Here is a 14,573-nt window from a genome sequence, read left to right on the forward strand (position 1 = left end):
TGGTGGTTGTACGCCCTGTCCCGGCTCCAGCTGCCATCCCGGAGACTGTACGCCGGTTAGCACATTTGACGGGAGGTGCTTCTAAAACAGCAGGTGCGATTGAAGCCGTGCTAGCATCTGGCGTGTCCGCGCAAGGGTTATTCAGGAACGCACGGGGACGGGAGCGGGTCAGGGATTCTGACTCGCTCTCGCTATTTTTCTGGGATCGCTGGGACCTTTGAGTTGTCGCCGATATTGTTGCCCTCGCTCGGAGTTTGCTGCGGTGCCGCCTTCGTTCGGGAGGAGTCTCCCACCGAACATCCGGAACCGCAAACGGAGTGGCTCCGCCCCGGACCCAAAACCCGATCCAATACTGGCAACTCCGCTCGTGTCTGACTATCGAGCAGGCCGCGCAACGGGTCGCGATTTCGCTGGACCGCTACCGCGCTATCGTCGTGTTCGGGAAAGACTGTTTCACGGAGGAAGAGATTCGGAGAGTCCTTGTCGTCACGGGCATCGCTGAGGATAGACTCCGGGCGTGGGAGCAGCGGCCCCGAGGCGATACGCGAAACCCACTAGCGCGGTAGACCATATGATAATCGGATTGCGGGCGGGGGGCAATTCAATAAGCTACCTTGTTGGCGATGAGGGGGAACGCCGGAGCCGCCGTGAACTGTGCTTCCGATGTTGAAAGAAGATCAAGCTGCGGAACTTCTCAGGCAATGCGAGGGCTTGCTCGGCAGGCGACTCGGGGACACCCGGGACCGCTTGGGCCTTGCGGAACATCGGGCCGGGGCGATTTGGGAATTGATTGTCATGGACTCGGCCGGACAGATTGGAAGAGTAAGTTACCAGCCACAAACTGGTAGCAGTCGTCCAGACATAAAATTGCAGATTTCGGCTGATCGCACTATCTGGCTCGAGGCGACGTTTCTTCACCCTCGGTTTTGGAAAGAGGAGCTAAAACGCGAGGCATCTACGGAATTGATCGTACAAGAGCTCAGACGACGAAACATTCCTCCTGGGAAAGTCCATTTTCGCTTCGCGACAGCTGTCCGCAGCGACGCAGGCCCCAAGGTGGAGTTGCCCGAGTTGAGGGAACGCGACTTGATTCTTCGCGAGCCAGGACTATCTTCGTTTCTCGACGCGATCGAGAAACAGCCGTCTGAAGACCGCAGCTATAAGACGCCGCATTACTCGCTCTCTCTAGTTTACACTGCGAATGCTGACAGCCGCTTCATAGGCAGCAGCGCGCCGAGGCTCGATGCCCCTCAGACGGTACTAGAACACGGGCTGCACCGAGCGCTCGTAGAAAAGGCCGATCAGCACAGCGCCACTAATCTTCCGCTAGTCATTTGTGTGGGAAGCGATGCGAGCCCTGTTCTTACCTCCTTTCCCGGACCAAACCAGCCGGAGAATCGAAGAGTAGTCGAGGAATTCTTCCGCTATGCACCCTGGGTATCGGCCGTCGTTGTCGTCGCGATAAAATCACAAAAGCCCGCCGAGGGGGAGATTTTCCGCAATTCGAATACACGCTTCCCTCTTAGGGAAAATGAGTTCGACGCTCTACTCAGGTTGGATTTCAATCGGTGGGCATACACTTTTCCGCTGACGCCTCGGGATGCTCCCGTCGGTCCGGAGTGGATTCGTCGCGTCTGGGGTAATCCAATTTTGCGCCCATCGGGGGTTCCGCTATGGAGGTGGCAATACCAAGTAACATTTTGGTAGAGCTACTTGCGGGTAGAATGACGCCTCAGGAGGGATTGGGGCTCATCGCCAAGCCGATGCTGGACCGGTGGGGTATAGTTGACTGTCGGTTCGAAGCTGGCGATATTCAAGCCGGGAGAGCCGCGATGGTAGTCCTCACACTCGCTCCGATTCAGCCGGTTTATGGGTTGAAAGAGCCCACGGAAAAGAGCTAGTCCGAAGAGGGGAGCCCCGATCCTCCGAGGCTCCCCGCGATTGTATTAGCAAGGTATTGACGGCTCCTCGCCAGCCCGCGCAATCTAAGCCTTAACGATTGCAGCGCCTCTTTGGCGTAGAGGAGGTCGAGGGTTCAATTCCCTCCAGCTCCACCATATTTTAACTAGGGCTAGCGCGTGTTCGCCTCGCCGTTCAAAACCTTCGGTTGCATTAGCAATTCATTAGCAATCGCCGCCGCCTGCTCTTGCCCTCGCGGGTCAGCGTGAATATAGCGATCCATTGTGAATGACGCCTGACTGTGGCCGAGCCGGTCGGCAATATGGCGGGCGTCGATCCGCTGGGCTTTGAGGTAGGACCTCGCAAGTGCCGCAGGCCATGCAGTCGGAAGCGCGCCATTTTCAGACGTTCGAGCCGAGGGAAGTGGTCGCGGTTACGAAGGTTGCTTGGGTTGAACGGTCGGCTAAATTCGCCCACGAACAGCAGTCCGCTGTCCCGGTGCTTCGGCCCGAGTTTGAGATGATGACAAGGGACGCGTGGATTGTCTGGGGATCATCGCCGCACCCGCAGGTGAACTCGGACCAGCGCGTGGGCTTGTGTCAGTTCCGGCTCGGTAAATGAAAACACTTGAGAGGTGCCCCTAATGAGGCACTGGGCTCGTTGGCTAAGCCTGAAACGACCCATAACTCGGTGTGGGGGCTTCGGGGCCGGTTCTTGTTCGGCTTGGTACCTCTCAAGACCGCGTGTCGCGAGCCGTGCTTGAGGCGCTGCCGATACTCGACGTCGACGATGAGTGCCGGCCGGATCGATCCACTGTGGCCACGTGTCCGGTAGGCGACGGCAATCATCGCGGAACGTCGGCACGCTGCGGAACGGGCGCGTCTCCGGGACGCGGGCCTGCCGTCGAGAAAACGGGTGTGGTGATCCGAGCGGCTATACGGCCACGAGTTCCGACGACTTCAACTTCGGCCGCCCCGTGGCAAATGCCGTAGCCGTAGCGACGGTTGCCTCGCGCCTCCATGCCAGGTAAGCGGCCGCGGCATCCTCTCCGACTGCGCCCGCGGTGAGCAGCCACCGGACGGTTGCGTTCGCATCCGCTGCGTCGCAGGCGGTGAGAAGCGTGCTCACCATGTCCCATGTCCGCCCGGACGGCCAGGGGCAGCCCTGGGCGCTTGGTTCGGCGGGCTCGCTGTGCAGGAAACTCGGCTGGGCACGGATGAACGCGGCTACGCCCGCCCGGGTCGCGGAAAGACTGCGCTGCCAGCCTTCCGGGAGCGTCGGCAGGGTGAAACGCCAACCGGACAAGTATCCCTCGGACCAACTGTCGGCGTCGGGCGCCCAGGTGATGTGGACCATGCGGTTCGCAAGCGGCGCAGTGAGCAGCTGCATGCTTGCTGCCGTTTCAAGAGGGTTCAGGGCCGCGGCGCAGCGGACACCCAGCGGCAGTTGAAAATCTCCGACGCGCCGCTGCTGCACGATTTGGAGCAGAGCGTTCTGGACGGCCGGCGGAGCGTAGGCGATATCATCGAAAAAGACGAGTCCGTCACCGCCCTGCTTCACTGCTTGCGCGGCGAGCGCGACGGCCCATTGCAGGGATGCGCGCATCGTGCGGGTATCCAAGGAGCCGCTGGACGACAGAAACGGCAGTCCGGCAAAATCCGTCGCGTCATGGATCGTCGCGGTCATCGTGTGGATGGGCCACGCGAGGGCATCTGCGATCGAGAGAACCAGCGATGTTTTCCCGGTCCCGGGGGCACCGCGCAGCGCCAGCGGCACGTTGGCCAAGATGGCGAGCCCGATCGCCGCCACGGTGTCTTCCGTTGAAGAGTTGACGATCGATTCGCCGCTCGCCCGTGAAACCGGAGTAACCGGTATTTGGTTCATGATCCTTCTCCTCTCATCGCGGAACTGCGCTTTCATAGTAAAGAGGTTGGGTATCGGGTGCGAGAGGATTGGCACCTCACGCGGTGGAGGTGCTAGAACTCTGTTCTGTGCAACATTGATCGAACTTTCGGTCAGTCTCTTCTCAAGACACTGAGCAGCGGCAGAATGTTCTGTGCGCCCCATGGTCCTGACGCTTCCGCGTTCCGACCGTGCGACGTCGCAGCATTCGTCGTGGGCGGCACGAGTATCGGCGCGCCTCAATGGGCCGCGCTCATCGCGCTGGTAAACCAGGCCCGCTGCGTCGTTGCTGGGGTCCGGCGGTGTGAGCGGACCGCCGCTGTACGCGGCCGCGGGCGCATCGTACTCCATCAACTATCATGATATTGCGTCCGGAAGTAACGGCAACTGCGGCACGCTGTGCACGGCCGGCGCAGGGTACGATTTCATCACCGGGCTTGGAAGCCCGCAGGCCAACGCTCTCATCGTATACCTGAGTTCCCACTAAGCCGAGGGCGCCGTACCGGCGACTGCCCGCGGGATGCGCTCCGGCCGCGAGCGCGGGATAATACTGCGGCTTAAGCGTCCATTGGGTAGGCTGCCCAGTAGAGCCCCTACCGTCGCGTTTGCCTTGTCGGTTCACGGCGCGCGTAATAGATGAAAAACTGCGTAGATTCACGAACTACGCCGCCTACGGAATGGGTATTTTGGGAAGAAGTCTGACCATCCGCTGAACAGGTTGGCCCGGATGAGCGACAGCGTCATACGAGCGCGGAATCTAAGCGGCGGGAGCAGCGGCGCCCCGAACAGCGAGGCGACCGAGGCCGAAACCTTGGACGCCCTCGCGGCGCGCGTTCAGGCGCTGGAGCAGCAGCTCCGCACTACCGAGGAACGGTACCAGCAAATCTTCAACAACGCCCACGACATCGTCTACGTCCTTAACATGGAGGGCGCGTTCATGACCGTGAACGCGACGGCCCTCCGTCTCACGGGCTTCACGCTGGACGAGGTACGGGGCAAGCCGTACAGCACGGTCGTCGCGCCGGAATACCTCGAGGTGACGCGCGAGAACGTGCGCCGGAAACTGGCCGGGGCCGGGCCCACCACTTACGAGATCGAGCTCGTCGCGAAGGACGGGCACCGCATCCCGATCGAGGTGAGTTCGCAGCTGCTCATGGCCGACGGGCGTCCGGTCGGAATCCAGGGGATCGCCCGCGACATTACCGAGCGCAAACGGCACGAACTGGCGCTGCAGAACTCCGAGGCGCAGGCTCAGCGTCACGAAGCGCAGATCCGGCAGCAGCTGGAACGGCTCACCGCGCTCTACGGCGTGGCGGAGCAGCTGTCGCTGACCCTTGACCTGCAACATCTCGCGCACGACATCGTCCGCGCCTGCGTCGAGTCTTTTGGCGTCACGGTCGCGTGGCTGGGGCGGGCCGAGTCCCCGGGCGCGATCCATCTCCTGGCCCACTATCCGCAGGAGACCGATTTCCCGCGTCACATCGCGGCGAATTCCGACGAGTCCGGCCGGCCGCACAACGTGGCGATGCAGGCCCTGCGGACCGGTATCCCGGCGGTCCAGATGGACATCACCGAACAGCCCGTGGCGGCGCGGTGGCGCGCGACGCTGCAGGATCTCGCGGTCAGATCCGTCGGCGCGTTTCCGCTGATCAGCCGGGACCGGCCGGTCGGCGTGCTCAGCCTGTACACGGCGCAGCCGGCGTTTTTCAGCCCGGAGCGCATCGAGTTCTTTCAGGCCTACACGCACCAGGTCGCCGCGGCGCTCGAGAACGCGCGGCTCTACGACGAGGCCGAGCGCCGGCTGCGCCAGCTTCAGGCGCTGCGGGACATCGACGCCGCGATCAGCGGCAGCCTCGACGTGCGGGTCACGTTCAACGTCTTCCTCGGGCACGTGATATCGCTGCTGCGGGCGGATGCCGCGGCCGTGCTGCTCTTCAACCCGCACCTGCAGGCGCTCGAGTACTGCGCCGGCCGCGGGTTTCGGACCGCGGCCGTGCAGCACGGGCAGCTGCGCCTCGGCGAGGGGCACGCCGGACGCGCCGCGCTGGAGCGCCGCATGGTGACGGTGACGAACCTGGACTCGGATCCCGGGGACGCCTCACGGTCGCGCCTCTTGGCCGCCGAGAAGTTCTCGGGCTATGTTGCCGTTCCGCTCATGGCCAAGGGTCACGTGAAGGGCGTGCTCGAGATCTTCCAGCGGACGCCGCTCGGCGAGGGACACGACTGGCAGGAGCTGCTGACGGCGCTGGCCGGACAAGCGGCGATCGCCGCGGACAACGCGACATTGTTCGATGACCTGCAGCGCTCGAACATCGATCTCGCGCTCGCCTACGATACCACGCTGGACGGCTGGTCCCGCGCCCTCGACCTGCGGGACCGGGAGACGGAAGGTCACACCCGGCGGGTGGCGGAGATGACGCTGCGGCTCGCGCGCGCGCTCGGCGTGCCCGATCCGGAGCTCATCCACCTGCGCCGCGGCGCGCTGCTGCACGATATCGGGAAGATGGCGATTCCGGACAGCGTGCTGCTCAAACCGGGTCCGCTGACCGAGGAGGAGTGGGGGATCGTGCGGCAGCACCCGCTGACCGCCTACGAACTGCTCTCCTCCATCGCGTTCCTGCGTCCGGCGCTCGACATCCCGCACTGCCATCACGAGCGGTGGGACGGGACCGGGTACCCGCGGGGCCTGCGGGGCGCGCAAATCCCCTTCGCGGCACGCATCTTTTCCGTCGCGGACGCGTTCGACGCCATGCGGTCCGACCGCCCGTACCGGCCGGCGATGAGCGACGACGAAGCCCGCAGTCGGATCGCCGAACAATCCGGCAAGCAGTTCGATCCTCAGGTGGTGGAGGCGTTCCTCCGCCTCGCCTAGCTACTTCGGCGTTAGATCCGCGGCCTCCACGATCCGGGTGAAGGGAATCTTGGCCGTCTCGTTGACCTCGCGGACGAGCGCGGCGTTCGGCGCTTCGAACAGGCACATGCAGTGCGCCTCGCCCGGAACAAACGTGCTCCGGATGTACCGGACCGGCTTCCCCTCCGCGGTAAACTTCTTGCTGGTCTCGATTGCCGCTTTCTGAGCCGCGGCGAGCTGCTCCATCGTGACGCCGGGCAGGTCCCGGTCCACCATGTACGTGCCCAATGTCGTCCTCCTCTCGCGGCCGGCCCCTTGACCGGCCGCCGTGTAAATGACGCCCGGCGGCTTCGCGGCCGGGCACCGTGTCATTTAGTGCCTGTCGGCCAATTCCGGACCTCCTGCTCTATCCGGCATCGTCAGCGTCAAGGCTTCCTCGACCGCCCTCTCCGCGTCCATACGCCGGCCGGCCGACCACGCGCTGTCGAACGCTTCCCGGCCGAGGCGGGCGAGCGCGATCTCGGCGGCGCGTTCGCAATCCGCCCGGTGCGCCGGCGGCAGTTGCGCGCCCATCGAGCCCCGCAGCGCTTCGCCGGCCCCGAGCAGCCGCACCGCCCGCTGGGGCGAGTCGCCGACCGCGGCCGCCGCGAGGTCCTCGAGACATTCGGCGATGCCGACCTTGTCTCCCAGGCGTTTCCGGAGACTCAGACCTTCCTGGAGGAGGGCCGCCGCCTGAACGTGCGCGCCGCGCAGCCGCGCGGCGACCCCGAGGCTGACGAGCGCGGTCGTCACACCCCACGTATCCTCGAGGGCCCGGAAGATGCCGAGACTTTCCTCGAGCAGGGCCTCCGCCAGGGCGGACCGGCCCTGATCGCGCGCGACCAGGCCGAGGACGTGCAGCGAGAACGCGACGCGCGAGGCGTCGCCGAGCCGGCGATTGAGATCTACACTTTCCTGTCCGGCGGCCTCGGCGCGGGCGTAGTCGCCCTGATCGCGGGCGACAAGCGCCAGAAAGTGCAGGGCGGCCGCGGTACCGGATGGATCGTTCGCGCTTCGGAACAATCCCAGGCTCTCTTCCAGCGCCTCGCGCGCACGACCGTAGTTGCCCTGGAACCGCGCGGCGTTGCCGACCGAGATGAGCGCGGTTGCGATGCCCCACGTCTCACCCAGCTCGCGGAACATCGCCAGGCTCTGCTCGGGGAGGGCGGCGGCGCGCGCGTAATGGCCTTGCGAGCGCGCCACCTGCTCGAGCAGCGAGGTTGCGGCGGCCATGCCGAGGGCGTTGCCGAGCGCGCGGGCGATGTTGAGGCTCTCCCGCCCGAACGCCTGCGCCTGATCGAACTCTCCCTGCCGCCAGGCGAGAAACCCGGCGCCGTAGAGCGCCCGCGCCCGCGCACGCGGATTGTCGGTCGGACCGGCGCCGATGGCCCGCGCGAGCCAGCTCCGGCCCTCCGTGAGATACCCTCGCGTGTGCCAGAACCACCACAGCGCGGCGACGAGTCGCACCGCCTCGCCGCCGGACGGTTCATCAAGCGAGAAGGCGATGGCCTCCCGTAGATTGTCGTGCTCCCGCTCGAGCCTTGCGATCCAGCGTTGCTGATCGGCGCCCTGGAGCTCGGCCTCGGATCGCTCGGCGAGCGCGAGGTACCAGTCGCGATGCCGCGCGCACGCGCGGGCCCGCTCGCCCTCTTCGAGAAGACGGTCCCGGCCGTACCAGCGAACAGTCTCCTGAAGCCGGAACCGCGGTTCGTTCTGCGGCCGCTCCGCGAGCAGCAGCGACTTGTTCACGAGCCGTCCGACGAGCGGACCGATCTCGTCCGCGGCGACGCCGTCTTCGGCGCAGACCGCCGTTGCCGCCTCGAGCGTGAAGCCGCCGGCGAATACCGATGCGCGCCGGAGCACCGCGCGCTCGCCGTCCGACAAGAGGTCGTGGCTCCAGTCCATCGCCGCCCGCAGCGTCTGGTGCCTCGGCAGGTCGGTGCGGCTCGCATCCGTCAGCAGCCGGAACCGGTCGTCGAGGCGGTCGGCGATCTGATCGACCGTGAGCGCGTTCAGCTGCGCGGCGGCCAGTTCGAGGGCCAGGGGTATGCCATCGAGCCGGCGGCATATCCTCGCCACGGCCGCGGCGTTCTCGGGGATGACGCGAAACGCCGGCGCGATCGCGGCGGCGCGCTCCGCGAACAGGCGCGCCGCCTCGCACGACATCAGGTCGTCCGGCAAGAGTGCCGCGTGCTCGTGCGGCAGGGACAACGAAGGCACGCGGAAGGTGATTTCTTCCGCGACGGCAAGCGGCTCGCGACTCGTGACGAGAATCCTTACAGACGGACACGCCCGCAGCAGCCCGGTCGTGAGATGCGCGGCGGCGGCTACCAGATGCTCACAACTGTCGAGGATCAGCAGCAGCCGCTTCGAGGCTGCGAACGCGACCAGGGAGTCGGCCGGGGTACGGCCCGGCTCCTCGGTGACCCCCAGGGCCGTCGCCACCGTCTGGACGACGAGGCTCGGGTCGGACAGCGGTGCGAGCTCGACGAACCATGCGCCGTCCGGGAACGTGTCACGCAGGCCGCCGGCGACCTGCAGGGCGAGCCGCGTCTTGCCTCCTCCGCCGACGCCCGTCAGCGTAAGAAGCCGCGTCGTGCCGAGGAGACGGGTCACCTCGGCGCTCTCGTGTTCGCGGCCGATGAAGCTGGTGGTTTGGGACGGCAGGTTGCTCATCGTCTGATTCCGATCAAATGTTACCCTACGTTCACGCGGTTCTTGCCGCGGGTTGGTTGCGGGACCGGTTTTGTGGCACTGTCCCGACGGGGGCACGATCGTTGAATGCGACGCAAACGGAGGGCCGCACCCGTTGGGCTGCGGCCCTCCGCGATCAATCAGTATCCCGGCGGCACCGCGTGCGCCGCCTCATTTCGGCCCGCTAGTTTTCGGGAGTGTTGCACCCCTGGTTCGATCGAGGGTCACACTGCTGCTGCTTCTGGTACCCGGGCGCGCCGCCGCTATTACCCCGTTGTGGCTGTGCTTGCTGCTGCTGCGGCTGCGCCGGCTGCTGCGGTTGCGGCCGCTGATAGGTCGGCTGCGCTTGCTGCGGCTGCGGCCGCTGGTACGTCGGCTGCGCTTGCTGCGGTTGCGGCCGCTGGTACGTCGGCTGCGCCTGCTGCGGCTGGGGCCGCTGGTAGGTGGGCTGGGCCTGCGGCTGCCACTGTTGCTGCGGCCGCTGATAGGTCGGCTGCGCCTGCTGCGGCTGGGGTCGCTGGTAGGTGGGCTGGGCCTGCGGCTGCCACTGTTGCTGCGGGCGCTGATAGGTCGGCTGCGCCTGCGGCCGCTGGTACGTCGGCTGGAACTGCTGCGGCTGGGGCCGCTGGTACGTCGGCTGGACCTGCTGCGGCTGCGGCCGCTGGTAGGTGGGCTGGGCCTGCGGCTGCCACTGTTGCTGCGGCCGCTGATAGGTCGGCTGCGCCTGCTGCGGCTGGGGCCGCTGGTAGGTGGGCTGGGCCTGCGGCTGCCACTGTTGCTGCGGCCGCTGATAGGTCGGCTGGACCTGCTGCGGCTGGGGCCGCTGGTAGGTGGGCTGGGCCTGCGGCTGCCACTGTTGCTGCGGCCGCTGATAAGTGGGCTGCGCCTGCGGCGCCGGCAGCGCGCGATGGGGTGCCGACCACGGACTCGGCCGCGACGTCACGGTCCGGGCGATCTGCTGCATCTGATACCTCGGCGCGTCCCAGTGCGGATCGCCGACCGCAACGGGAGCCTGCACGTACACGTTCACGTACGTTCCGCTGTAGCTCCGATAGGTCGGATGATAGTAGTACGAACGGTACGGCCCATAGTACGGATAGCGCCGGTACTGTCCATCGTAGTCACGCACGGCAAGGTACTGGTAGTTGTTGACCGTGATGATTCCGAGGACCGCTCCCAAGAGCGGCTCTGCCGCCAAGATGAGCGGGGCGGACGCCGGATAGTAGCCCCCGTACGGCCGATACCGCGCGCTGTAGTAGTGGTGGTAATAGGCGCCGTAATAGGGATACCGATAGTAGCCGCCGGAGGCATTATGGGAGATGAGGTACAACAGTCCGGCGACGAGGACAGTGCCGAGCACCGTGCCCAACAGCGGCATCGGTGCGATCGCGGTCTGAGACGCCGCGAGAACAGGGACGGGACCCGTCACGTCGATCTGCGTCGCGATGAACTCGCTGCCGTACGGTACCACCCAGGCGTCAACGGGCGCGCCGACGTAGCCTTCGAGTGTGCAGAACGGGACGGTTGATTCTTGCACGGCGACTGCTGTCTGATCCGATGCGTAGATCGTCTCCGTGTTGCCGGCCGAGTCGAGCGTGAACGTGCCCGATTGGCAGTCAACGGCATCGATACTTCCTTGAAGTTCCGCGGCCGTCTGCGCCTGGCCGACTCCGTTGAGACCAAGGAACGAGACAAATACCGCGATAGCGGCGGCGATGAGCGTTTTCACGTTGGACCTCCTCCTGCGTCCTGGTTCCAGGGTACCCTCCGCGGGTGAACGGTCTGTTGGAAAGCGATGGAGAAATTGTGGGAAACTTATGAAGGCGCGTTCGCAGATTTGAAGGGCCGCGTCGGACGCCGGTCCGCAAGATGATCCGGCCGGCGCCTTGTTGAACCGGTTGCCATGCCGGAACTGCCGGATGTCGAGTTGGTCGCGCGCCGCCTTCGCCGGTCCGTCGTCCGGCGCCGCGTGACGCGCGTCGCGATTCGTGACCGGTCCGTCGTGCGATCTCCGGCGCCGCGCCTCTTCGCGCGGCGACTGCGCGGCCGGCGGATTCGGACGGTCGGCCGGCGCGGCAAGTATCTCCTCGTCCACCTCGGCGGAGGCCTCGTCATGGTTGGCCATCTGCGAATGACCGGGGATTTCGTCGTGGTGCCGAGACGCGATCCGATCCACCCGCACACGCGGCTTGTCCTCGGGCTCGGTCCCCGCGACATCCGGTTTGTCGATCAACGCCGGTTTGGCCACGTGGACCTGATCGCCGCGGGCGAGCTCGAGACGTTTCCGGGCCTGCGGGCGCTCGGAGTGGAGCCGCTGACGCCGGCGTTCTCGCTGGACCGTCTGCGCGCGTTGATCGATCGGCGCCGCGGTGGCCTCAAAGCGTTCCTGCTGCGCCAGGACCTGATCGCCGGGATCGGCAACCTCTACGCGGACGAGATCCTATTCCAAGCGCGGCTCCATCCGTCCCGCTCGCTTCGGAATCTGCGTCCCGCGCAAGTCCGTGCGCTCCACCGTTCCATCCGCGGGGCGCTCCGCCGTGGCATCGCGTCGCTTTCGGGTCGGGGCCGGCCGATCGGAGACTTTGTTGAGGCTCGCGAGAAGGGCGGCACGTGTCCGCGCTGCGGTGGGCCGCTGCGTGTGGCGACAATCGGGGGCCGCACGACGTACTACTGCCCGCGCTGCCAGCGGTAGGGGCGCGCGCCGCGAACGAAAGAGGGACGGCCTAACGGCCGCCCCTCACTGTCGTCCAGTTGAGCGGGGTCGTTACTTGCCGTGGAACAGATTCAGCGCGGATCCCTTCCGGAACCACTCCAATTGCGAGGTGCTGTACGAATGGTTGAGCCACACCGTCTCGGTCGTGCCGTCGGCGTGGCGGATCCGGCACTCCACCGGCTTGCCGGCCGCCATGCCGGCCAGACCCACCAGGCTCACGCGGTCGTCCTCGCGGAACCGGTCGTAATCGCCGGGCTCGGGCAGAGTGAGCGCCAGCACGCCCTGCTTCTTCAAGTTCGACTCATGGATCCGGGCGAAGCTCCGCACGATGACGGCCCCCGCGCCGAGCAGCCGCGGCGACAGCGCCGCGTGCTCGCGGCTGCTGCCCTCGCCGTAGTTGGCGTCGCCGATGACGACCCAGCGCAGCCCCCGCGCTTTGTAGTCCCGTGCCACAACGGAGACGGGCTGGCCCGCCTCGCCGGTCACGGCGTTCCGGACTTTGCCGGCTTCGCCGGTGAACGCGTTGGTCGCTCCCATGAACATGTTGTCGCTGAACCTGTCGAGATGACCCCGATACCGCAGCCATGGGCCCGCGGGGGAGATGTGGTCCGTCGTCGTCTTCCCCTTCGTCTTCAATAGAATCGGCATGTCGACGAAGTCCTGGCCTTCCCAGGCCGGCCAGGGCTCCATCAGCTGCAGGCGCTCGCTGCGCGGATCAACTTTCAGCTCGATCCGGCTGCCGTCGGCCGGCGGCGCGACGTACGTGATGCGCCCCGGGTCGAAGGGGCGGGACGGCACCTCGGGGGCCGGCGCGGGCGGGCGAAGCCGGAACGGCTTCCCATCGGCGCCGGTCAGCGTATCGGTGAGCGGATTGAACGACAGCCGCCCGGCGAGTGCGAGCGCGGTGATGAGCTCCGGACTGCCGATGAAGTTCATCGTCGTCGGCTGTCCGTCGTTGCGCCGAGGGAAGTTGCGATTGTAGGACGTGACGATGGTGTTCGGAACGGCCGCGGCCTCTTTGGCCCGCCGCCACTGCCCGATGCACGGCCCGCAGGCGTTCGCGAGGACGGTCGCCTTGATCTCCGTCAGCGAGTGCATCTGGCCGTCGCGCTCGATCGTCGCCCGGATCTGCTCGGAGCCGGGTGTCACGAGGAACGGGACGGCCGCCGTGACCCCGTGCGCGCGGGCCTGCTCGGCCACGTCGGCGGCGCGGCTCATGTCCTCGTACGATGAATTGGTGCAGCTGCCGATCAACGCGGTCGAGATGGCGTCGCGAAACTCGTTCTTCCCGTCCTGCACCTCGGCCGCGAGCTTCGACACCGGGCGTGCGCGGTCGGGGGAGTGGGGACCGACCACGTATGGTTCCAGCGCCGAGAGATCGAGCCGGATCACCCGGTCGTAGTGACGCTCCGGGTCGGCTTCGACTTCCGCATCCGGCGCCAGCAGATGCCGGTGGGCGCGGGCCGGCTCGACGAGCTCGCCGCGGCCGGTGGCCCGGAGGTAGGTCGCCATCCGCTCGTCGTACGAGAACATCGACGTCGTCGCGCCGAGCTCGGCCCCCATGTTGGTGATCGTGGCCTTGCCGGTGGCGCTGATCGTCTGCGCGCCGGGTCCGATGTACTCGACGATGGCGTTCGTCCCGCCCGCCACGGTGAGCTGCCCGGCGACGTAGAGGATGACGTCCTTCGGCGCGGTCCACCCGCTGAGCTCGCCGGTCAGGTACACCGCGATGTGCTTCGGATAGAGGACCTCCCAGGGAAGGCCCGCCATGACCTCGACCGCGTCGGCCCCGCCGACGCCCACCGCGCAGGCGCCGAGGCCGCCGCCGTTCGGCGTGTGCGAGTCGGTGCCGATGATGAGCTCGCCGGGAAACGCGTAGTGCTCGAGGACGACCTGGTGGATGATCCCGGCGCCGGGGCCCCAGAACCCGGCCCCGAACTTTGCCGCGGCCGACTTGAGAAAATCGTAGACTTCCGAGTTCTCGGCGATCGACGCCTGCAAGTCGGCCTGGCCCTCAACCCGGGCCTGGATGAGGTGATCGCAGTGGATCGTCGTGGGAACGGCGACGTGGGTCCGCCGCGTCTGCATGAACTGCAGCATCGCGGTCTGGCCCAACACGTCTTGGAGGACAACGCGGTCCGGCCGCAGCAGGAGGTAGCTCCGGCCGGGCTCCATCTCCTGGGTGTCGGGATCGTCGAGGTGGCCCAGCAGGACCTTGTCGGCTAAAGTGAGCGGCCGGCCGAGGCGGCGCCGCACGACGTTGAGCGTCCGTTCCATCCGATCGTAGACCGCGGCCGCCATCGCGGCGGTGGACTCGATTGTGACCATGCGCGTGCCCCCCAGGCGAAGATCGGAACCGAAAACGAGCATAACACTCCGCCGCCCACGCGTCACCGGGACGCACGAGGCGGCGACGCGGCCGGAGCTCCTGCGAGAGACAGGGCAGGGGCCGTCGCGTCATCGTCGAACGGCGGT

The 14,573-nt window shown here is 66.4% G+C and carries 8 protein-coding genes; 3 read left to right on the top strand and 5 right to left on the bottom strand.

The features are described 5' to 3' along the window. Positions 1-654 precede the first annotated feature (654 nt). On the top strand, positions 655-1,707 hold the full coding sequence (locus VKT83_11360) for a hypothetical protein (GenBank protein ID HLY23051.1): 1,053 nt from the start codon (positions 655-657) through the stop codon (positions 1,705-1,707). Between the two features lie 1,125 nt (positions 1,708-2,832). Here the strand turns inward: VKT83_11360 and VKT83_11365 are convergent. Continuing rightward, positions 2,833-3,783 (bottom strand): MoxR family ATPase, encoded by a 951-nt coding sequence (locus VKT83_11365; protein HLY23052.1) that lies wholly within the window; start codon positions 3,781-3,783, stop codon positions 2,833-2,835. Positions 3,784-4,528: 745 nt separating this feature from the next. On the opposite strand from VKT83_11365, the gene VKT83_11370 reads away from it, so the two are divergent. Next, the gene (locus VKT83_11370) at positions 4,529-6,673 is read left to right on the top strand and encodes an HD domain-containing phosphohydrolase (protein ID HLY23053.1); all 2,145 of its coding nucleotides are present in this window, start codon (positions 4,529-4,531) and stop codon (positions 6,671-6,673) included. Here VKT83_11370 and VKT83_11375 read toward each other — a convergent pair whose 3' ends face one another. The 3 genes from VKT83_11375 to VKT83_11385 all read right to left on the bottom strand — a co-directional run bounded on the left by VKT83_11375 (position 6,674) and on the right by VKT83_11385 (position 11,114). Then, positions 6,674-6,940, bottom strand: coding sequence for a DUF4242 domain-containing protein (locus VKT83_11375; GenBank protein ID HLY23054.1), 267 nt, complete (start codon positions 6,938-6,940; stop codon positions 6,674-6,676). Positions 6,941-7,024: 84 nt separating this feature from the next. Then, positions 7,025-9,367: a tetratricopeptide repeat protein gene (locus VKT83_11380; GenBank protein HLY23055.1), complete on the bottom strand. Its 2,343-nt coding sequence runs from the start codon at positions 9,365-9,367 to the stop codon at positions 7,025-7,027. Positions 9,368-9,569: 202 nt separating this feature from the next. Further along, positions 9,570-11,114: a hypothetical protein gene (locus tag VKT83_11385; GenBank protein ID HLY23056.1), complete on the bottom strand. Its 1,545-nt coding sequence runs from the start codon at positions 11,112-11,114 to the stop codon at positions 9,570-9,572. A 174-nt stretch (positions 11,115-11,288) separates the two neighbouring features. On the opposite strand from VKT83_11385, the gene mutM reads away from it, so the two are divergent. Beyond that, positions 11,289-12,077 (top strand): bifunctional DNA-formamidopyrimidine glycosylase/DNA-(apurinic or apyrimidinic site) lyase, encoded by a 789-nt coding sequence (gene mutM, locus VKT83_11390; GenBank protein HLY23057.1) that lies wholly within the window; start codon positions 11,289-11,291, stop codon positions 12,075-12,077. A 72-nt stretch (positions 12,078-12,149) separates the two neighbouring features. Here the strand turns inward: mutM and VKT83_11395 are convergent, their stop codons facing one another. Then, on the bottom strand, positions 12,150-14,426 hold the full coding sequence (locus VKT83_11395; protein HLY23058.1) for an aconitate hydratase: 2,277 nt from the start codon (positions 14,424-14,426) through the stop codon (positions 12,150-12,152). Between the last annotated feature and the right edge of the window lie 147 nt (positions 14,427-14,573).

This window comes from bacterium (genome assembly GCA_035308905.1).
In the GTDB taxonomy this organism is placed as follows: Bacteria; Sysuimicrobiota; Sysuimicrobiia; order Sysuimicrobiales; family Segetimicrobiaceae; genus DASSJF01.